24 protein-coding genes are annotated in these 19351 nt (G+C 63.3%); 10 read left to right on the top strand and 14 right to left on the bottom strand.

All coding sequences use genetic code 11. From position 1 onward, the window contains the following. Positions 1-14: 14 nt before the first annotated feature. The 3 genes from murD to O9Z70_RS10395 form a co-directional block, all read right to left on the bottom strand. A complete protein-coding gene (gene murD, locus O9Z70_RS10405) occupies positions 15-1316 on the bottom strand; it encodes a UDP-N-acetylmuramoyl-L-alanine--D-glutamate ligase (protein ID WP_286018752.1) in 1302 nt (433 codons plus the stop codon). After that, entirely contained in the window at positions 1306-2637 is a 1332-nt protein-coding gene (locus O9Z70_RS10400; RefSeq protein WP_286018751.1) for a MurL-like N-terminal domain-containing, read from the bottom strand. Before O9Z70_RS10400 ends, murD begins: the two co-directional genes overlap by 11 nt. A gap of 169 nt (positions 2638-2806) precedes the next feature. Beyond that, positions 2807-3697: a metallophosphoesterase family protein gene (locus O9Z70_RS10395; RefSeq protein ID WP_286018750.1), complete on the bottom strand. Its 891-nt coding sequence runs from the start codon at positions 3695-3697 to the stop codon at positions 2807-2809. A gap of 113 nt (positions 3698-3810) precedes the next feature. On the opposite strand from O9Z70_RS10395, the gene O9Z70_RS10390 reads away from it, so the two are divergent. Then, positions 3811-4284 carry an NUDIX domain-containing protein gene (locus tag O9Z70_RS10390; protein WP_286018749.1) on the top strand — a complete coding sequence of 158 codons (474 nt, stop codon included), beginning with the start codon at positions 3811-3813 and terminating at the stop codon, positions 4282-4284. A 79-nt stretch (positions 4285-4363) separates the two neighbouring features. Here O9Z70_RS10390 and O9Z70_RS10385 read toward each other — a convergent pair whose 3' ends face one another. Next, the gene (locus O9Z70_RS10385) at positions 4364-5323 is read right to left on the bottom strand and encodes a glutathione S-transferase family protein (RefSeq protein ID WP_286018748.1); all 960 of its coding nucleotides are present in this window, start codon (positions 5321-5323) and stop codon (positions 4364-4366) included. A gap of 359 nt (positions 5324-5682) precedes the next feature. Between O9Z70_RS10385 and O9Z70_RS10380 the strand changes: the two genes are divergently transcribed. The 3 genes from O9Z70_RS10380 (at position 5683) to O9Z70_RS10370 (ending at position 8134) form a co-directional block, all read left to right on the top strand. Continuing rightward, positions 5683-6216, top strand: a complete 534-nt coding sequence (locus O9Z70_RS10380; protein WP_286018747.1) for a GNAT family N-acetyltransferase — start codon at positions 5683-5685, stop codon at positions 6214-6216. Between the two features lie 113 nt (positions 6217-6329). Beyond that, entirely contained in the window at positions 6330-6956 is a 627-nt protein-coding gene (locus O9Z70_RS10375) for a CoA pyrophosphatase (RefSeq protein ID WP_286018746.1), read from the top strand. Further along, positions 6953-8134 (top strand): CCA tRNA nucleotidyltransferase, encoded by a 1182-nt coding sequence (locus tag O9Z70_RS10370; RefSeq protein ID WP_286018745.1) that lies wholly within the window; start codon positions 6953-6955, stop codon positions 8132-8134. The genes O9Z70_RS10375 and O9Z70_RS10370 overlap by 4 nt, the downstream gene beginning before the upstream one ends. Here the strand turns inward: O9Z70_RS10370 and O9Z70_RS10365 are convergent. The 3 genes from O9Z70_RS10365 to O9Z70_RS10355 form a co-directional block, all read right to left on the bottom strand. Beyond that, positions 8131-8328, bottom strand: coding sequence for a DUF1059 domain-containing protein (locus O9Z70_RS10365; protein WP_286018744.1), 198 nt, complete (start codon positions 8326-8328; stop codon positions 8131-8133). The genes O9Z70_RS10370 and O9Z70_RS10365 overlap by 4 nt on opposite strands. 68 nt (positions 8329-8396) lie before the next feature. Continuing rightward, a complete protein-coding gene (gene hemF / locus O9Z70_RS10360; protein ID WP_286018743.1) occupies positions 8397-9269 on the bottom strand; it encodes an oxygen-dependent coproporphyrinogen oxidase in 873 nt (290 codons plus the stop codon). Positions 9270-9286: 17 nt separating this feature from the next. Continuing rightward, a complete protein-coding gene (locus O9Z70_RS10355; RefSeq protein WP_286018742.1) occupies positions 9287-9757 on the bottom strand; it encodes a tRNA (cytidine(34)-2'-O)-methyltransferase in 471 nt (156 codons plus the stop codon). 226 nt (positions 9758-9983) lie between these two features. On the opposite strand from O9Z70_RS10355, the gene petA reads away from it, so the two are divergent. The 5 genes from petA (at position 9984) to O9Z70_RS10330 (ending at position 13542) form a co-directional block, all read left to right on the top strand. Continuing rightward, on the top strand, positions 9984-10511 hold the full coding sequence (gene petA, locus O9Z70_RS10350) for a ubiquinol-cytochrome c reductase iron-sulfur subunit (protein WP_286018741.1): 528 nt from the start codon (positions 9984-9986) through the stop codon (positions 10509-10511). A gap of 14 nt (positions 10512-10525) precedes the next feature. Continuing rightward, a complete protein-coding gene (locus O9Z70_RS10345) occupies positions 10526-11776 on the top strand; it encodes a cytochrome b (RefSeq protein WP_286018740.1) in 1251 nt (416 codons plus the stop codon). A 14-nt stretch (positions 11777-11790) separates the two neighbouring features. After that, positions 11791-12645 carry a cytochrome c1 gene (locus tag O9Z70_RS10340; protein WP_286018739.1) on the top strand — a complete coding sequence of 285 codons (855 nt, stop codon included), beginning with the start codon at positions 11791-11793 and terminating at the stop codon, positions 12643-12645. A gap of 152 nt (positions 12646-12797) precedes the next feature. After that, on the top strand, positions 12798-12983 hold the full coding sequence (locus tag O9Z70_RS10335; protein WP_286018738.1) for a hypothetical protein: 186 nt from the start codon (positions 12798-12800) through the stop codon (positions 12981-12983). A gap of 25 nt (positions 12984-13008) precedes the next feature. Continuing rightward, positions 13009-13542 carry an adenine phosphoribosyltransferase gene (locus O9Z70_RS10330; protein ID WP_286018737.1) on the top strand — a complete coding sequence of 178 codons (534 nt, stop codon included), beginning with the start codon at positions 13009-13011 and terminating at the stop codon, positions 13540-13542. A gap of 3 nt (positions 13543-13545) precedes the next feature. Here O9Z70_RS10330 and O9Z70_RS10325 read toward each other — a convergent pair whose 3' ends face one another. From O9Z70_RS10325 to O9Z70_RS10300, 6 genes are all read right to left on the bottom strand, one after another. Further along, complete coding sequence (locus tag O9Z70_RS10325) at positions 13546-13944, bottom strand: GFA family protein (RefSeq protein ID WP_286018736.1); 399 nt, start codon at positions 13942-13944, stop codon at positions 13546-13548. An 85-nt stretch (positions 13945-14029) separates the two neighbouring features. Further along, the gene (locus tag O9Z70_RS10320) at positions 14030-14422 is read right to left on the bottom strand and encodes a VOC family protein (RefSeq protein WP_286018735.1); all 393 of its coding nucleotides are present in this window, start codon (positions 14420-14422) and stop codon (positions 14030-14032) included. A gap of 158 nt (positions 14423-14580) precedes the next feature. After that, positions 14581-15600 carry a TerC family protein gene (locus tag O9Z70_RS10315; protein ID WP_286018734.1) on the bottom strand — a complete coding sequence of 340 codons (1020 nt, stop codon included), beginning with the start codon at positions 15598-15600 and terminating at the stop codon, positions 14581-14583. Positions 15601-15865: 265 nt separating this feature from the next. Next, the gene (locus O9Z70_RS10310; protein ID WP_286018733.1) at positions 15866-16210 is read right to left on the bottom strand and encodes a hypothetical protein; all 345 of its coding nucleotides are present in this window, start codon (positions 16208-16210) and stop codon (positions 15866-15868) included. A 31-nt stretch (positions 16211-16241) separates the two neighbouring features. Continuing rightward, positions 16242-16799 carry a MaoC/PaaZ C-terminal domain-containing protein gene (locus O9Z70_RS10305; protein ID WP_286018732.1) on the bottom strand — a complete coding sequence of 186 codons (558 nt, stop codon included), beginning with the start codon at positions 16797-16799 and terminating at the stop codon, positions 16242-16244. Further along, positions 16796-17275, bottom strand: coding sequence for a MaoC family dehydratase (locus tag O9Z70_RS10300; RefSeq protein ID WP_286018731.1), 480 nt, complete (start codon positions 17273-17275; stop codon positions 16796-16798). The genes O9Z70_RS10305 and O9Z70_RS10300 overlap by 4 nt, the downstream gene beginning before the upstream one ends. A 168-nt stretch (positions 17276-17443) precedes the next feature. On the opposite strand from O9Z70_RS10300, the gene ychF reads away from it, so the two are divergent. Continuing rightward, complete coding sequence (gene ychF, locus O9Z70_RS10295) at positions 17444-18541, top strand: redox-regulated ATPase YchF (protein ID WP_286021992.1); 1098 nt, start codon at positions 17444-17446, stop codon at positions 18539-18541. Positions 18542-18613: 72 nt separating this feature from the next. Here ychF and pth read toward each other — a convergent pair whose 3' ends face one another. Beyond that, positions 18614-19312, bottom strand: coding sequence for an aminoacyl-tRNA hydrolase (gene pth / locus O9Z70_RS10290; protein ID WP_286018730.1), 699 nt, complete (start codon positions 19310-19312; stop codon positions 18614-18616). Between the last annotated feature and the right edge of the window lie 39 nt (positions 19313-19351).

Below are 19351 nucleotides of genomic sequence, written 5' to 3'. Positions count from 1 at the left end.
TCATGACGGCCCGGTCAGCCCGGCGCCGGCAGGAAGAACTGGCGGCAAAGATCGACGAAGCGGGCGCCGCGCTGCTCGAAATTCTTGAACTGATTGTAGGAGGGCGCGCCGGGCGAGAGGATCAGCGTGTCGAACCGTTGCCGCTGCGCGGCGAGGGCCGCCAGAGCCGCGTCGAGGTCCGGCGCTTCGAGAACCAGAATTGCCGGCGCCCGGTCGCGGGTGGCGCGGGCCAGTCTGTCGCCGGTGACGGGCAGGGTGGCGAGCGTGGTGACGCCGCGCCGGGCGAGCTGATCCGCCAGGCCGCTATAATCCTGCTGGCGTTCGTGGCCGCCGGCGATGAGGGCGATGCGGCGTCCGGGATAGGCGGCAAGGGCCGCCTTGGTGGCCTCGGGCGTGGTGGAGATGGAATCATCGACCGCAACGATGTCGCCGAAAACATGCTCTTCCAGCCGGTGGGGCAGGGGGCGGAAGGCGGCGATGCCCTGCAACACGCCAGCCAGCGTCCCGCCGGCGCCGAGGGCGATCCGGGCGGCGAGGCGAGCATTGTCGAGATTATGGGCGCCGCGCAGTCGCGACCGGGCGGCGGCATCTTCGATGGCTCCGGCCTCGTCCGCCGTCAGCTCGGGAAGCAGCCGGGACGGGTCGCGGATGGCCCCGGCCACCAATGCATTGCCGCTGGCGGCGGCCCCCAGGGCGATGGCGAATGGGCCGTCGCGGTCCACCAAATGCAGCTTGTCGGCGTAATAGCGTTCGACCGAGCCATGCCAGTCGACATGTTCGGGGTAAAGATTGGTGATCGCCGCCATATCGGGCAAAAAATCCATGTCGGCGGTCTGGTAGCTGGAGAGCTCGAACAGGATCACGGCGTGCCGGTCGGCGATATCGAGCGGGGCGAGACCGACATTTCCGGCGAGGCCGGCATCCACGCCCGAATGGGTGAGCATCAGATGTGCCAGGGTCGCGGTGGTGGATTTGCCCTTGGTGCCGGTGATGGCGATGACGTAGCGGCCCTGCCGATAGGCGGCGCCCCATAGATTGAGATTGGAGGTGACCGGGATGCCGGCGGATTGGGCGAGAGCGAAAACCGGCTTGTAGCGAGAGACGCCGGGACTTTTGACGATGAGGCCGAAGCGACGCGCCGCGATGGCGTCGGGCAGCGCGGCGGCGGCTATCTGTTCGGTGTCGGGAATATTGGCGTCGCCGCTATCGACGGCGACGAAGACCTTGAGATCGGGCTGGCGGGCCTGGAGAAAGGCGCGGGTGGACAGCGCTTCCTTGCCGGCGCCATAGAGCAGGACCGGTTCGTCAAACCGCATAGGCCGCCACCTTGGCCGCCAAAGCCGGCGGAATGTGATGGTCGCGGCTGTCGGTCAGGCATTCGGCCATGGCGCGTTGCAGTTTCTCCTCGCCATATTGGGCGAACAGATCGGCTTTCACCGCACGAACCACCGCGTCTTCGTGCCAGTCGGCATGGCGGGTCAGGGTGTAGAGGCAGGCGGCGGCCTCGAGAATTTCGCCGACGCATTCCCAGGGCTTCTGGCCGGTCAGCCCGGCCAATTCGCGGAAGGAATGCTCATTGGCCGGTTCATCGAGCAGGTTCCGGCCGAAAATGCCGAGCAGGCGCTGTTTGGACATGAAGGGCGCGAAGATCAGGAAGACGAAATGGCATTTGGGACAGGTGCCGCACCAGAGCGGGCCATCATTGCCGGTCAGGCGGAAATTACGGTTGCAGCTGGAAAAGACGCTGTCGAATTGCCGGCTCTGGGTGAAAAGCGAGGCGATGCGCGCTTCCGAATAGGGGCGCAGCAGGGAGAAATATTTCAAGGCGCCGCCGGTGGCGTTGGCGAGCGTATCGGCGATCAGCAGTTCGAAGCCCAGCGATTTGGAATATTGGTGATTGGTCTCGCGCCCGTCGAAGACCACATTGCCCTCGCTGGCGGAGCGCTCATTGGACAGCACGACCTGGCTATAGCCGAACAGCAGGGCGCAAAGGGCGGCGATCATGGAATTGATCGCGGTCGAGGGCACGTGGCCGTTATAATAGCCCGGCTCCTGGCCCAGCCGGATCATTTCCGGATCAAGGCTGCGGGTGACGTAGAGCGGAGCGGCGCCGATGGCCTCCACCGAGGTGAGGATCGGGCCCTTGGGATTGACGGCGAAGGGGGTGAAATCCACACCGGTATGGCTGAGCAGATCGACGCTGACCAGGGAATCCTTGCCGCCGCCGATGGGCAGCAGGGTGCGGTCGGGCAGGATGGTCGCGGGCCGGGGCTGTCCGGCATCCTCGGGGGCGGTCAGGACCAGCTTGCCGAAACGCGCCAGTTCGTTGCGGGCGTAGAATTCGCCGAGGCCGTTTTCATAGACATCGATGACGAAGGCGCGTTCGGCGGCAGTGAGGGGAATTGCCGCGGCCTCGATGGCAAAAGGGGCGCGCAGCTTGAAATAGGACACGCCGAGGACGAGCGCGGTGAGATCGAGCAGCTTGCGGAAAGCCGGCGAGGCGGCGGCGATGGTGTCGGCGCCCGGGGGCAGGGTGAGAATTTCGGTGAAACCGAGATCGTTCAGCCGATAGGGGAAGCGGGCCTCGCCGGTGGCGGGATCGAAGGTGGGGCGCTCGATGCGGAAAATTTCGGTCACGGGCAACTCGCTGGGTTTGTCCGTAATATAGGTGATTTGCGGCGGTGGCGGGAGTGGGCTTCGAGCCGTTCCGCAGGGCAAAGCGCGCCAATGCGCGATTTGAGGCGAGAAGGCAGGCAGATTGGCCCAAATCAGGCTCGTCACCCTCGCGGGGGAGCAGTGGCGCCCGCTAATAAATCCGCATCTGCATGCGCATGACGATGTCGTTGCCGAGGCGCTGGAAGCCGAATTCGCGCATGGTGCATTGCCAGCCGGCGCCGGCTTTTTCGATGCGGAAGAGATTGTAGCGGGCCGGGTCGTCCAGCGTGCCGCCCTGGGCGGCGCTGGCGGCGGCGACGCCGATCACCGGGACTTCGTGGTTCTTGCCGGGAATCTGGTGGATCGAGGAGCGGTGGGTATGGCCATGCAGGATGAGTTCGGCGCCCTCGCTGGCGACGACCTGGCGGAAAATGCGGTGGCCCTTGAGGCCGAAAGAGGGATGCTGCAATTCGGCATTGGGCGGATGGTGGATCAGCACGACGCGGAAATAGCCGGCATCGCCCAGCAATTTGAGGATGCGGGCGAGGCGGGTGGCCTGCCTTTCCTCGAAACGGCCGATGGCGAGGAAGGGCGGGGTGGGCACGGCGCTGGAGCAGGAGATGACGGCCAGCTCGCCGACGCGGCGCACAAAAGGGAAGGCCTGGCCTTCCAGGGTTTCGCCCCTGAGGTAATCGCCCCAGATTTCCTGGGCGCTCTCCAGCGCCCCGGGCACATAGGCATCGTGATTGCCGGGGCACACGGCGACATGCCGGCTATCGCCCAGCGATTCCAGCCATTTGCCGGCGCGCGCCACTTCGGTGCGCAGGGCCAGATTGGTGAGATCGCCGGTGACGGCGGTGAAATCGGCCTTCTGCGCCTGCATGTGCCGCACCAATTGCACCAGGGTCTCGCTGTTGAGCTCGCCATGGCGCTTGAGCTTCCAGTTGAGAAAGCCGGTCAGGCGCTTGCCCACCAGATCGCGCAGGCCCAGCCGGGGCAGGGGGGACAGGTGAATGTCGGAGATGTGGGCAAGAGTAATCATCGTGGCGGTTCTGCCAGAAGGAAAAGGGCAAGAAAACGGTCAATCGTGCTCACATACGATTTTGTCGCGGGCAAAGCTCTGATAGCGGTGGCTATCCACAGGGAGCCAAGCCGATGATGAACCGTTACCAGCGCGTCCGGGCCAGGGTATTTCTCACGCTCAAGGGGGTGTGGCACCGCCTGACGATGGGGGCGCGCGTCATGGTGGTGGATGGCGACAAGGTCTTGCTGATCCGGCACAGGCATATTCCGGGCTGGCAGTTTCCGGGGGGCGGCGTGAGCCCGGGCGAAACCGTCGAGGAGGCGGGAGCGCGCGAAACGCTGGAGGAAACCGGGCACAAGCCGATCGGGCCGATGCAGCTTTTCGGGCTCTATCACAATTCCAGCTCGGTTACGAACCGCGATCATGTCGCCTTCTTCATCTGCACCAGTTTCGAAAAAACGTTCGATCACAAGGGCAGTTTCGAAATTGCCGAGGTCGGCTGGTTCGACCGGCGCTCGTTGCCGAACGGGGTAACGCCGGCGACCAGCCAAAGGATCGACGAATATTTCGACGGCGCCGAGAAGCGCACCATCTGGGGATATTGAGTAAGCGCTGCCGTTCGTCACCCTCGGGTGACGAACGGGGAAGCGGGGCGGCTGGTCTGTCGCGTTCAAGATGACAGAATCAATCCAGGAACGGCAGGTCCGGGCCGATGGGGATGATGCGGGTCGGATTGATCGTGGGGTGGCTCCAGTAATAATGGGTGCGGATCTGGTCGAGATCGACGGTTTCCTTGACGCCCGGCACCTCATAGAGCGCCTTGAGATAATGCGAGAGGTTGGGATAGTCGGCGATCCGCTTCCGGTTGCACTTGAAATGGCCGACATAGACGGCGTCGAACCGCACCAGGGTGGTGAAGAGCCGCCAATCGGCCTCGGTGATGCTGTCGCCGGTGAGATAGGACTTCTCGCCCAGAATGGCTTCAGCCCAGTCCAAGGCGTCGAACAGTTTGCCCACGGCCTCGTCATAGGCCTGTTGCGTGGTGGCGAAGCCGGCCTTGTAGACGCCGTTATTGATGTCGTCATAGACGCGTTCATTGATGGCGTCGATCTGCTCGCGCAGCGCTTCGGGGTAATAATCGTCCGTATTGCCGGTCAGCTCGTCGAAGGCCGAGTTGAACATGCGGATGATTTCCGAGCTTTCATTGGAGACGATGCTGTTGGTTTTCCTGTCCCAGAGCACCGGCACGGTGACGCGGCCGGTATAATGCGGGTCGGCCTGGGTATAGACCTGCCACAGCGTGTCCTTGCCCAACAGCGCGTCGCCGGTCGAGCCTTCGTCCTGCCGGAAGCTCCAGCCGGTTTCATCCGGCATTTTTGGAGAGACGACGGAGACCGAAATCAGCTGGTCCAGCTCCTTGAGCTTGCGGAAGATCAGCGTGCGATGGGCCCAGGGGCAGGCGAGCGAGACATAGAGATGGTAGCGGCCGGCTTCGGCGGCGAAGCCGCCTTCGCCGGATGGGCCGGGCGCGCCGTCGGCGGTGATCCAATTGCGGAAACCGGACTGGGAGCGCACGAATTTGCCGCCCGTCTTGCTGGTGTCATACCATTGGGTGGACCATTTTCCGTCGATCAATTGTCCCATATTCAAGCCCTTTCGGTGATTTTTCTGGCGGCCTTGGCAAGGCGAATTCCTGCCGGCGCACAAGGTTGCGGTACTGCCTCTTACCTAGGGGCGGGATGCCTGAACGAAAAGGCCGCTTTGGCGTAACAGTGCGTTATGCATTTGGGACATAGCAGCGCCCCGCAACAAGGAGTTTGGCCCCATGAGGCCGATATTGCCATTTACGGGCAGGTCTGCGGGTGCTATGGCGGATCAGGCATGGAGGCATTCAGATGGTGAAAGTCTTGCAGAGGAACCGACGACCCTAAACGGTCGTTTCGAGCGGAACGCCCAAGGGCCGGCCGCAATCTGTCCTGCACACTTTTCCCGGATTTGCTTTCATGACCATGCTCGTTGCGGCCGACGCCGCCAATCCGCTCGCCGGCCAACCCTATGTGCGGCCCGCCACCCCCGCCGATGACGCCTTTGTCGAGGAATTGCAAGCCCTGGCCTTCGGCCCGGGCCGGTTTGCGCGTACGGCGTTCCGGGTGCGCGAGCGGTTCCCGATCGACGAGAGCCTGAGCCTCATCGCCGAAGTCGAGGGCGCGCCTTGCGGATCGGTGTGGATGACGCCGATCAGCGTCAGCGGCATGCGCGGCTATCTGCTGGGGCCGCTGGCGACCCATCCGAATTTCCGCAAGCGCGGCGCCGGCAAGCTGCTGGCCCGGGAAGCGGCGCAGCGGGCGATGGCGCGGCGCGAGGGGCAATTCGTGCTCCTGGTCGGCGACCAGGATTATTATGGCCCGCTGGGCTGGGACATCACCATGCCGGGTCATATCCAGTTCCCCGGACCGGTCGATCCGGCGCGGGTATTGCTGCTCGCCAAAGACAAGAGCCTGGCCCGGTCGCTCAAGGGCGAAATCGCGGCGTTTTAAGGCTCGCCTTCCGGCCTCGCGCCTCGGCCGGCGCCTGCTCCGCCGAAAGATGGTGCCACTTTGCCGCGCCTGGCCTAAGATTGGCCGGTCATTGTTTTGTCGCCGAGTGTTCTTTGTTCATCGATGAAGATTTTGTTGACCTGCTCAGTACGCGACTGCTGCCCGGGCCGCCGCCGCTGGCGCCGGCCGAAGATCTGGTGCCGGACTGGGATCCGCTGACGCCGTTCTCGCGGCCGCCAGTGCCGGCGGCGGTGCTGATCGCCCTGGTGCGGCGGCCGGAGGGGCACACCATACTTTACACCGAGCGGTCGCCGGATTTGCGGGCGCATTCGGGGCAGGTGGCCTTTCCGGGCGGCAAGGTGGACCGCGAGGACAGGGGCGCGGGCGCAGCGGCCTTGCGGGAGGCCAATGAGGAAGTGGGCATGGCGCCCGGCGATGCCTCCATTCTGGGCTATATGCCGACTTATTATACGGGCACCAATTATCTCATCACGCCGGTGGTGGCGGAGGTCTCGCCGAGCGGACCATTCGTGCCCAATCCGGGCGAGGTGCATTCGGTATTCGAAGTGCCGCTGGGCCGGATACTCGATCCGGCCGCTTATGGCCGCTTCCGCATCAGCCGGGCGGGCAAGGAATATACGACCTGGCAGATCGACCATGACGGCCATGTGATCTGGGGCATCACCGCCAATCTGACGCGGAAATTCCGCGATCTGGCGCTGGGCGAGGCAAGGCCATGATTCCCGAGCGGATCAGCGGCGTGGAATGGCTCGAACGCCCGGCGGTGCAGGCGATTTTCGCAGCGCTGGAGGGAGCGACGGGCCGCACACGCGCCGTTGGCGGCGTGGTGCGCGACAGCCTGCTGGAGCGGCGGCGCGAGAATGCCGATATCGATATGGCGACCGAATTGCTGCCGGTGGCGGTGATGCAGATGGCCAGGGCGGCCGGCATCGCCGCCTATCCCACCGGCATCGACCATGGCACGGTGACGCTGCGGCTGGACGGGACGGTGGTGGAAGTGACGACGCTGCGCCAGGACGTGGCGACCGATGGGCGCCATGCCGAGGTGGCGTTCGGCTCCGACTGGGTGGCCGATGCCGAGCGGCGGGATTTCACCCTCAACGCGCTCTATTGCTTTGCCGATGGCCGGCTGTTCGACCCGCTGGGCGGGGCGGGGGACCTCATCAATGGCCGGGTGCGGTTCATCGGCGATGCCGGTCAGCGGATCGCCGAGGACGGGCTGCGGGTCTATCGCTTCTTCCGGTTTTCGGCCAGCCATGGCGGCGAGCAGTTCGACCCCGAGGGGCTGGCGGCCTGCCAGGCGGCGGCCGGCAGTCTCGATCATCTCTCGCGCGAGCGGGTGGGCAGCGAAATGCTGCGTATCCTGGCCTTGCCCAAAATCGTGCGTACGCTGGCGGCCATGGCGGCGATCGGGCTGCTCGCGCCGGAGGAAGAGGTCCTGACAATGCTGCAACGCTACGAGGCGCTGGGCGGGCATGCGCCGGCAGCGCGCCTGGCGCTGCTGTCAGCGGCGGGGTTGGCGCAATTGCAGGCCGATTGGAGGCTGTCCAATGCGGTGACCGAGCGGGCCGCGCGTATTGCCGGGGCGGCGGACTTGCTGGCCGAGGGCAAGGGGAACTGGGCGGCCTATCGTTTCGGCGAGGATGCAGTGGAAGGGCTCGCCGTGGCGGCGGCCAGACAGCACTGGCCACGGAGCCTGCTGGCCGAGACGGCGCGGGAATTGGGGCGGCTGCCGGCTGCGGCGATGCCGGTCAGCGGCAAGGACCTGATGGCGCGCGGCATGCAAAGCGGCCCGGAACTGGGCGCGGCTTTGCAGGTCCTGGAAAAGAACTGGGTCGAGAGCGGCTTTGCCCTCGACCGGGCGGCGTTGCTGGCGATGCTGCCGGTTTTCGACTAGCGGCGGGGGCCACCGGTAGCGTCGACATCGACGATCCGTTCCTTGATGCGCTCGATCATTTCGGGACGCACTTCGGATTCGCCATTGATGTTCTTCATGTTCTCGACGGCGCGGCGAACCACTTCCGCTTCGGTTTCCGCCTGGGCATGCCAGTTGGAGCCGGGAATGAGCGTGCTGGAATCAAAGCGTTTCATTGCTGAACCTCCTTCGCTGTGGCCGGTTCACATCAATGTGGGGCGCCACGTCGGGTTCCGCAATCATGCTACGGCCATTTTACCGCCGGAGGCATGGAGGAAAGGATGGAATTGACATTGCCGCCGGTCTTGAGGCCGAAAGTGGTGCCGCGGTCATAAAGCAGGTTGAATTCGACATAGCGGCCGCGGCGGACCAATTGCTCTTCGCGCTCGGCCTCGGTCCAGCTTTTCTCGAAATTGCGGCGAACCAGTTTGGAATAGATGTCGATAAAGGCTTCGCCGACCGCTCTGGTAAAGGCGAAATCGGCATCCCAGTCGCCGGAATTGAACTGGTCGTAGAAAATGCCGCCAATGCCGCGCGGCTCGTTGCGGTGGGGCAGGAAGAAATAGTCGTCGCACCAGGCCTTGAAACGCTCGTAATCGACGCCGGAACGATCCTGGCAGGCGGCTTGCATGGCGGCGTGGAAATCGACGCTGTCGGGATCGTCCTGGGTGCGGCGGGCGTCGAGCACCGGGGTCAGGTCGGCGCCGCCGCCCCACCATTGCTTGCCGGTGACGATCATGCGCGTGTTCATGTGCACCGCCGGTACATGCGGATTCCAGGGATGCACGATCAACGAAATGCCGGAACTCCAGAAGCCGGTGCCGGCTTCGGTGCCGGGCATCTGGCGGGCGAATTCCTCGGTGAAATGGCCATGAACGGTGGAGACGTGGACCCCGGCTTTCTCGAAGACGCGGCCATGCAGCATGCCCATCTCGCCGCCGCCGCCGCCGGCACGGTCCCAGGGGGTGCGCTCGAACAGGCCCGGCGCCATGTCGGCTTGGGGCCCGGCGACTTCACGCTCGATAGCTTCGAGCTCGGCATGGATACGATCGCGCAGGGTGTAGAACCAGGCGCTGGCGATGGATTTCTTGGTATCGATATCGGAGGGCAGGGTCATGGCTCGGGAATGGACCTTCAGGAAAGCTGTGTAAAGTTGCCAATCTGTCTCATGGCCTCTCCCAATATCATCGCGCCGGCAAGCGCGACATTGATCGAGCGCAATCCCGGCTGCATCGGGATGCGGACGCGAAGATCGGCCTGGGCGGCGATGTCGTCGGGCACGCCGGCGCTTTCACGGCCGAGCAGGAGAATGTCGCCCGCCGCATAGCTGGCCGCATAGGCCGAATTGGTGGTCTTGGTGGTGAGCAGAACCAGCCGCCGGCCCTGCGAAAGCTGCCAATCGCGGAAGGCGGCGAAGCTGGCATGTTCGATCAGATTCGCCCGGTCGAGATAATCCATGCCGGCGCGCGCCAGATTGCGCTGGGTGATGGCGAATCCCGCCGGATGGATGACGTGAACCGGTACGCCCATACAGGCCCCCAGCCGCAACAGGGTGCCGGTATTGGCGGCGATGTCCGGCTGGTAGAGGGCGAGATCCAGGGCCATGCTGTCTGTTCCAGAGGATAGGGAGCGCCCGGGATCGGGGGCTCGGCTTGGGTATAGTGTCGCAGTTTTGCACTGTCACCTTACGCGCACTGGACAAGTTCCTGGGACAGTGCAAAAAGACCCTACCTGACGGACCGCTTGAGGGCGGTCGGCGGTCGATTCCGCTATGCGGACGCGATTGCCGGAGCCGGCTCCGTCAATTGTGCATCGTACGGGGATACGGACCTTGGCCACGCAAGCAGAACAACATTCCACGAACCGGCGGGACTTTCTCTATGTCGCCACAGGCGCCGTCGGCGCCGTCGGCGCCGCAGCCGTGGTCTGGCCGTTGATCAATCAGCTCAATCCCGATGCCTCGACCCTGGCATTGGCGACCATCGAATTCGATGTCGGCGCTATTCCGGAAGGCCAGTCGGTGACCATCACCTGGCGCGGCCTGCCGGTCTTCGTGCGTCACCGCACGGCGGCCGAGATCGCCGAGGCCCAGGCGGTGCCGCTCAGCGAGCTCAAGGACCCCGAGACCGACGAGCAGCGCACCAAGCCGGGCCATGAGGAATGGCTGATCATGATCGCCAATTGCACGCATCTGGGCTGTGTCCCGGTCGGCGAATCGGGCGATTTCGATGGCTGGTTCTGTCCGTGCCACGGCTCGCACTACGATACGGCCGGTCGTATCCGTCGCGGCCCCGCCCCGTTGAACCTGGTGGTGCCGCCTTATGAATTCGTCAGCGATACGCTGGTCCAGATCGGCTAGTGGGGGCTTTTCCGATGTCTGAACATTCTACCTATATTCCCGGAAATGCCGTCGAGAAGTGGCTGGACGACCGCCTGCCGGTGGTGCGCTTCGCCAAAGAGCACCTGATGGATTTCCCCACGCCGAAGAACCTCAATTACTGGTGGACCTTCGGCGCCATCCTGGTCATGTGCCTGGCGGTGCAGATCGTCACCGGCATCATCCTGGCGATGCATTACGCGCCCAATGTGGCGCTGGCCTTCGATTCGGTGGAGCATATCCGCCGCGACGTGAATGGCGGCCGCATCATCCAGGCCACCCACGCGGTCGGCGCCTCGATGTTCTTCGCCGCCCTTTATATCCACATGTTCCGCGGCCTGTTCTACGGCTCCTACAAGGCCCCGCGCGAAATCCTCTGGATTTTGGGCGTCATCATGTTTGTGCTCACCATGGCCACCGCCTTCATGGGCTATACCCTGCCCTGGGGCCAGATGAGCTTCTGGGCCGCCACGGTGATTTCCAATATCTTCTCCGCGATCCCGCTGGTCGGCGACAGCCTCAAGCAATTGGTCCTGGGCGGCTTCGCCGTTGGCAATCCGACCCTCAACCGCTTCTTCTCGCTGCATTACCTGCTGCCATTCATCATCGCCGCCGTGGTGGCGCTCCATATCTGGGCGCTGCACGTGCCGGGCAATAACAACCCGGTCGGCGTCGAGGTGAAGGACAGCCGCGATACCGTGCCCTTCCATCCGTATTATACGATGAAGGACCTGTTCGCGATGGTCCTCTTCCTGATCCCGTTCGCCTGGTTCGTGTTCTTCGCCCCCGACATCCTGGGTCACGCCGACAATTACATCATGGCCAACAGCCAGGTGACGCCGGCCCATATCGTGCCCGAATGGTATCTGCTGCCGTTCTATACCATCCTGCGCGCGGTCGACTTCAACGTGCTGTTCATCAACAGCCAGCTGGGCGGCGTCATCGCCATGGCGGGATCGATGCTGGTGCTGCTGGTGCTGCCGTGGCTGGATACGTCCAAGGTCCGCTCCGGCGCATTCCGCCCGATGTTCAAGTGGTTCTACGCCCTGTTCGTGGTCAACTTCATTGCCTTGATGTATCTGGGCGCGCAGCCGGCGGAAGGCATCTATGTGACGCTGGCCAAGATCTGCACGGCCTATTATTTCATCTACTTCCTGGTGGTGCTGCCGGTCCTGTCCCGTATCGAGACGCCGAAGCCGCTGCCGACCAGTATTTCCGAGAGCGTTCTCGGCAAGGCAGACGCGTGAGCGGGGCGATAGACATGTTCAAGAGCAAGATCATCATCGCCGCCCTGGCCGCCTTTGTCGGTCTCGCCGCCCTGCCGGCGCATGCAGCCGAAGGCAGCCCGCATCCGGAACGGCAGAACTGGAGCTTTGCCGGCATTTTCGGCACCTATGACCAGAACCAGCTGCAACGCGGGTTCCAGGTGTTCCGCGAAGTCTGCGCCAGCTGCCACGGGGCGCGTCTCATGGCGTTCCGCAATCTTTCCGAGCCCGGCGGCCCCAATTTCTCGGAAGCGCAGGTCAAGGCGCTGGCCGCCGAATATGAGGTCGAAGACCCGACCGCCGAGGGCGGCCGCCGTCCGGGCGTCGCCGCCGACCGCTGGCCCTCGCCCTTCGCCAATGACCAGGACGCCCGCGACGCCATGGGCGGTTCGCTGCCGCCGGACTTCTCGGTGCTGGCCAAGGCCCGCGGCGTCTCCGACCCGTTCCCGACCTGGCTGTTCAACTATTTCACGGCCTATGAGGAAGGCGGCGCGGATTATATCCATGCGCTGCTGGTCGGCTATCACGACGACGTGCCGGCAAATGCGCCGGAAGGCTTCGAACTGGGCGATGGGCAATATTATAACGATTATTTCCCCGGCCACGCCATCGGCATGGCGCCGCCGCTGGCCGATGGTTCGATCAGCTATCCGCCGGGCGAGGACGGTGTGACCGCCCCCGAAACGCTCGATCAATATGCGACCGACGTTTCGGCCTTCATGATGTGGATGGCCGAGCCGCACCTGGTCGGTCGCAAGCAGACCGGTTTCGTGGTGCTGCTGTTCCTGGTGCTGTTCGCCGGCCTGATGTATGCCACCAAGCGCAAGCTGTGGGCCGGCATCGAGCATTAAGCTGCTGGTTTTCCAGAATTGAAAGGGGCCTTTCGAGGCCCCTTTTTTATGCCGGTCGCTTCGTTTTGCCGCCTGCGCAAAGCCGTGAAGGCCTTGTCATTGGGAGCGCCAGACGCGATATTCCACCCGTTCGGGTTGTTGGAGAGAATGCGATGTCCGCCATTCGCCTGGCTGTTACCGTCGTCAGCACCGCTTTCGCGGTCAGCCGCCATCCGGCGGTGCGCGCCATGGTCAATAATCCCAAGACCCGCGAGACCGCCATCAGCACGACGCGCAACGCCGCCTATAATGCCGGCGTATTGGCGCGGCACCTGCTCGGCCGCAACAACAAACTCTGAACCGCTCTCCAAACCAAGGCTATCGATGTCGCTCGACCTCAAGTCGCTGGTCCGCACGATTCCGGACTATCCCAAGAAGGGCATCCTGTTCCGGGACATCACCACGCTGATCGAGCATGGCGAGGGCTTCCGGGAAAGCGTCGAGCGCATCGCCGCTATGCATCGCGACCAGGGCATCACCCATGTGGCCGGAATCGAGGCGCGGGGCTTCATTTTCGGGGCGGGGATTGCCATTGCGCTGGGAACGGGATTCGTGCCGATCCGCAAGAAAGGCAAGCTGCCGGGCGAAATCATCGGGCAGGATTACGCGCTCGAATATGGGATCGACACGATCGAAATCCATGCCGATGCCGTAGGGCCGGGACATAAAGTACTGTTGGTGGACGATCTCATCGCCACTGGCGGCACGGCGGTGGCGGCGGTGAGCCTGTTACGCCGCGCCGGCGCCATTGTCGATCAGGCCGCCTTCGTCATCGACCTGCCGGAACTGGGCGGGGCGGAAAAACTGGCTGCCGAAGGGGTGAGCGTCAATTGCCTGATGGCCTTCGAGGGACATTGAGCCCTACCAGCTATTGCGCCCGTCTACCTGTTCGACGCTGACCAGCGACCAATCCAGATCATCGATCAGGTTGAGATTGACCGCATAGATGCGTTCCGCCGGCATGGCGTTGGCATCGCCATTCTTCGGTGTGCCGTCGGCATTGTACATTGAGGCCCAATCGGGGGAATCGCCCCAGGTCTGGATGCCGCATTTGCTGCAGAAATGATGGTGGTTCATGCCACTGGGCGAATAGACCGCCTCGCCTTCGCGCGAGATGAATTCCAGTTCGTCATGCTTGTAATAGGCCCATACGGCGCCGGTTCGGGCGCAGAACGTGCAATTGCAGGATTTGGCCTGGACAGGCTGCGAGGGCAGGGCGATGCGGGTGGCGCCGCAATGGCAGGTGGCGTGCAGGGTCATGGCGGGGCTCCGTCTGGCGTTCGTCGCAACCCTTGCAGGAGGCGCTGACAAGATGTGTCAGCACAAAGCGTTACGGGCCAAGCCGTCAGGCGGCCAGGGCTTCGCGGCGGTCCACGAGGCAGAACTGATTGCCTTCCGGATCACGCATGATCGTATAGGTCGGCAGGACGCGCTCGACGCTGGCGCCGGCCTGTTTGAGCCGCTCGACCTCGGCGGCGCGATCGGCGACCTGGACGTCGAAATGTACCCGATTGTTGTCCGGCCGCTGCCCGTCGACATTCTGGAAGCAGAGCGAAGGGCCGGGGCCATCGACCATCAAAGTGGTCGGCTCGGCCGGATCGAGCCCCAAGGCGAGGCTTAGAGCCGCGCTGGTCGTGTCCAATTGGCGCACCGAATAGCCTTCAAGCAGGCTGGCCCAGAAACTGGCCAGCGTTTTTGGTTCGTCGCAGTCGAAGACGATTTCGTGGATGGCACCCATCGGCGATCTCCTTTGTCGTTTCCTCCGATTCGTTAACGAGTAATTACGGCAAGAAAGGTGCAAAGGCCCGGCGTCCGGGCCGGGCCTTGCGGGCACCTCGACACGGTAATCGCCATCCGGACGGGCCGGATGGCGAGGAGGCGGGAAAGCGCTCGGGTTTACGGCTCCAACTGACCGGTCTCGGGCCGGTCTTCGGCGCTGATATTGGGCTCGTTGCGGGTCTTCCACAGCGAATAGAGCACACCGCCCGCCAGGATCGAGAGGGTGACGATCAGCGAGAGCAGGGTGTCGATGTGGATATTCATCGGCACGAGGAAAATCTTGATGCCGATCAGCACCAGGATGATCGCCAGCGAAATCTGTAGATAGCGGAAGCGGTTCATCGCGGCGGCCAGGGCGAAATAGAGCGCCCGCAAGCCGAGAATGGCGAAGATATTGGACGTATAGACGATGAACGTGTCCTGAGTGACCGCGAAAACCGCCGGCACCGAATCGACGGCGAAGATCAGGTCGACGAATTCGACCATGATCAGCGCCACGGCCAAAGGGGTCAGCCAGGTGACCATGGCGCCGGTCTTGGGATCGGGCTCGCGTACCGTGAAATTGCGGCCGCGCAGGTCCTTGGTGATGCGGAAACGTCCGCGCAGGAATTTGAGGAGCTTATTGTCCTCCATATTCGGTTCATCGCCGGAATGGCTGAACATGCGGATGCCGGTGAACACCAGGAAGGCGCCGAAGAAGAACAGGACCCAGTTGAAATTGTTGACCAGGGCGGCGCCGACACCGATGAGAACGGCACGGAACAGGATCACGCCCAGAATGCCCCAGAACAGCACGCGGTGCTGGTAGAGCCGGGGAATGCCCAGAAAGCCGAATATGGTGGCGATGACGAACATGTTGTCCATCGCCAGCGATTGCTCGATCAGATAGCCGGTGTAGAATTCCAGGCCCGCCTGCGCGCCGCGCTGGAACCAGACCCAGGCGCCGAAGGCCAGGGCCGTACAGACATAGAAGCCGTAGAGCAACAGGCTCTCTTTGGTTTCGATCTCGTGCTCCTCGCGGTGCAGGATGCCGAGGTCGAAAACCAGCAGGCCGATCACGATCGCGATGAATGCGACCCAAAAATAGACGGGTGTACCAAGAAAATCGCCCGATAGGGCGGCAAGAAGCGATTCCATCGCCGGACCTCTCCATGTAACCAGTGGAGCAGCTCCGACATCGCCATGGAGAAGCCATGACCAGAGGGGCCCGGCGCTGCCCCCTTAAAATGCGTAAAAAATGGAAAAGTTCAACCCCTTGCGCAGAGGGCGTGTTTACAGCGGCCCCATAGACAAGGAACCCTCGCGTCAGGCGCGAGGGTGACGAGTGTGGTTTGGGCCAAGGGGAGAAGGCGCAGGAACTGCCGATCTTGAGGCTCGCTCGGGGGAGCGGGGCGCTATAGGTTCAGCGCGGCGTGCAGAGCATGACGATGGCTTCGGCGGTTTCCATCTGCAAGGCCACGCCATAGCTGGGATCGTTGATGACGCGAACCGCCTGCACATTGCCGTTGAGGCGCAGATTGCCGTCATTGACGCCGATGCCGTCCTGATAGGGGGTCAGCATGCCGGTGCCGGAATTGGGATCGCCAGGGGTACGGGAGGCCCAGCCATAGACCTGGCCATAGATGGTCAGGATGCCGGCGCGCTCGGTACTGGCGTCGCGGCAGCTCCAATTGCCCTGATAGGCCTGCGCGAAGGCGGCGGTGGCGGTGAGGGCGGTGAGGGCGAAGACAAGGGCGAATCGGCGCATGGGCAGAGAGTGCCGATGCGCTTCGATGGATTCAAGAGCCGCGCCGGATCAGCTTGCCGAGAACAGGCACTTTGGTGAGCGCCAGCAACACTCTGAGCCTTGCCGGCATGCGATAATCCCGCAATTTCGAAAAACCGACGAGATCGGCGGAATAAACCAATTCGCCCCGCTGGTTGATCGCTGTCAGGCGGTTGAACAGCAGACCCCAGCCAGGAATGGTATTGGACCGGCGCTTGCCGGTGACGATCAATTGATAGGTCACCGTGTCGCCCGGGCGCACCGGCGCCTTGAAGTCCATGGCATTGACGCCGGGAGAAGGGCCGGACACGCCGGGCTCCTGTCCCAGGGCACGCAAGCGCTCTTCCTCGGCAAACAGCGCATCGACCATCTTGCGGTGGCCGACGCTGACCGTGTGCCAGCCCGAGGCGATCAATCCGCCGAAATGGCTGTGTTTGGCGAGATTCGGATCGGTATGGAAATATTGCGGATCGTAAAGGCCGCCGAAGCGGATGATTTCCGCTTCGGTAAAGGTGTGACTGCCGAGCGGGAAGGCCTCGTCAAGCGTGACGTCCTCGAACCAGCGGGTCATACGCCGGTCTCGGGATGGCGGCACTCGACCAGATTGGCCAGCCGCATGGTCATGACCGGCTTGCCATGCTGATTGCCGATAGCGAAGTCGAGCGTCACGATGCCCCATTGCGGGTGGCTGGCCGAGCGGCGCAATTCGGCAATCGTGGCGGTGCCCCCGATAATGTCGTCGACCATGACGGGATTTTTCCATTTGAGATTGCGAAATCCCAGGCCGCCGCAGGACGCGACATTGGCCAGGAAACGGTCGACCAGCATGCGCAGGCTCAGGGCGCCGGTCTGCCAGCCGCTGGAGGCCAGGCCGCCCAAAAGGCTCGCCTTGGCGGCTTCTTCGTCGAGATGAAAGGGGAAGGGGTCGAATTCGCGCGCGAAAGAGGTGATCATCTCCCGGCTGACGCTGGTGCGGCCCAAATCGATGACTTCGCCGATTGCAAGGTCTTCGAAGTGGCGCCGATCTTTTGTGACGGGGTTGGTCATTTACTTGTCCTATACGTCAAGAGGCGTTTTGGCATGAGCCCGCCGCAAGGGCAAGGCTGGCCAGAGCTTGGCGCGCCGGACAGCATCCGGGTCCGCGCCGCGCCGCCAAACATTGACATCGGCACCGATCCGACCCAATTGGAGCCCAACGATTTCCCGGAGATATTCATGGGCTTCAAGATGGGCATTGTCGGCCTGCCGAATGTCGGCAAGTCGACGCTTTTCAACGCATTGACCCGCACCGCCGCCGCGCAGGCGGCCAATTTCCCGTTCTGCACCATCGAGCCCAATGTGGGCGAGGTTTCAGTGCCCGATCCGCGTCTGGACCAATTGGCGGCGATCGGCAAGTCGATCAATGTCCTGCCGGCGCGCATGAGTTTTGTCGACATTGCGGGGCTGGTGAAGGGCGCTTCGCAGGGGGAGGGGCTGGGCAATCAGTTCCTGGCCAATATCCGGGAAACCGACGCCATCGCCTATGTGCTGCGGTGTTTCGAGGATGCCAATGTCATCCATGTGTCGAACCAGGTCGACCCGCTGGCGGATGCCGAGGTGGTCGAGACCGAATTGATGCTGGCCGACCTCGAAAGCCTCGAAAGGCGCCGCGCCGGGGTCGAAAAAAAGGCCAAGGGCAATGACAAGGAAGCCAAGCAGGCACTCGGCCTGATCGACCGCGCCCTGGCCGTGTTGCGGGACGGTAAATCGGCCCGCTTCGTCCAGCGCGACCCCGAGGAAGAAAAGGCCTTCAACGAGCTGCAATTGCTGACCAGCAAGCCGGCGCTCTATGTCTGCAATGTCGACGAGGCTTCGGCGGCGACGGGCAATGCGCTGAGCCGGAAGGTGGAAGAATACGCCAAGGCCAACGATGCCGGCGTGGTGGTGATATCCGCAGAAATCGAAAGCCAGCTGGCCCAGCTTGCCGACGAGGAACAGGCGGAATATCTCTCGTCGCTCGGGCTGGAGCAGCCCGGTCTCAACCGCTTGATCCGCGCGGCCTACGATCTGCTCGATCTGCAAACCTATTTTACCGTCGGTCCCAAGGAAACCCGCGCCTGGACCATCCATAAGGGCGACAAGGCCCCACAGGCCGCTGGCGTCATCCACACCGATTTCGAGCGCGGCTTCATCCGGGCGCAGACCATCGCCTTCGAGGATTTCGTGGCGCTGGGCGGTGAGCAGGGCGCCAAGGAAGCCGGCAAGGCGCGGGACGAGGGCAAGGAATATGTAGTCAAGGACGGCGATGTGATGCTGTTCAAGTTCAACACCTGACCCTTTCGGAATCGTCACCCCCGCGTTTGACGCGAGGGTGGCGAGTGGGGGGAGCGCGCCGAAGCGGGGTCTTTATTCCCCCTTGCCGAATAATTTGGCGAGCATATCGGCCATGGGGCCGGTTTTCGGCAGGTCGGCCTGGCTCCTGGCCGGGCGAGCCTGGCGGATATGGCTCTGGGTCTTGGGACCCGGCTTTTTCTCCTCGCCGCCCTGCGCGATCAGCGCCAGCTTGTTCATGAAGCCGGCATCGTCGCCCTTGAGCAGGAGCGGCGCCTGGCGGGCGATTTCGTCCAGCAGGGGATCGAGCCAGGCCTTGTCGGCCTTGGCGAAATCGCCGAGCACGTGGGGGGTGACGAATTCCTTGCCGGGATGGCCGATGCCGAGGCGGACGCGCTTGTAATCGAGGCCGATCTGCGGATCGATGGAGCGCAGGCCATTGTGCCCGCCATTGCCGCCGCCGACTTTCACCCGGACCTTGCCAGGCGCGAGGTCGAGTTCGTCGTAGAAGACGATGATGTCCTCATTGCCGATCTTGAAGAAGCGGGCGACCTGCTGAACGCTGTCGCCGGATCGGTTCATATAGGTCTGCGGCTTGAGCAGCAGCACACGCTCGCCGCCGATATTACCTTCGGCGAGCAGACCGGCATGCTTGGATTTCCAGCCGGAAATGCCGTTGGCGGCAGCAATCGCATCCACGGCCATGAAGCCGATATTGTGGCGGTTGCCGGCATATTGGGCGCCGGGATTGCCCAGACCGACGAGCAGTTTCATGATCGCAAGCCTCCCAAATGAATGAGGCGGCCACGGGGC

Origin of the sequence: Devosia sp. YIM 151766 (genome assembly GCF_030285925.1) — a bacterium.
Classification (GTDB): domain Bacteria; phylum Pseudomonadota; class Alphaproteobacteria; order Rhizobiales; family Devosiaceae; genus Devosia.
This window is presented reverse-complemented; position numbering and strand designations above follow the sequence as displayed.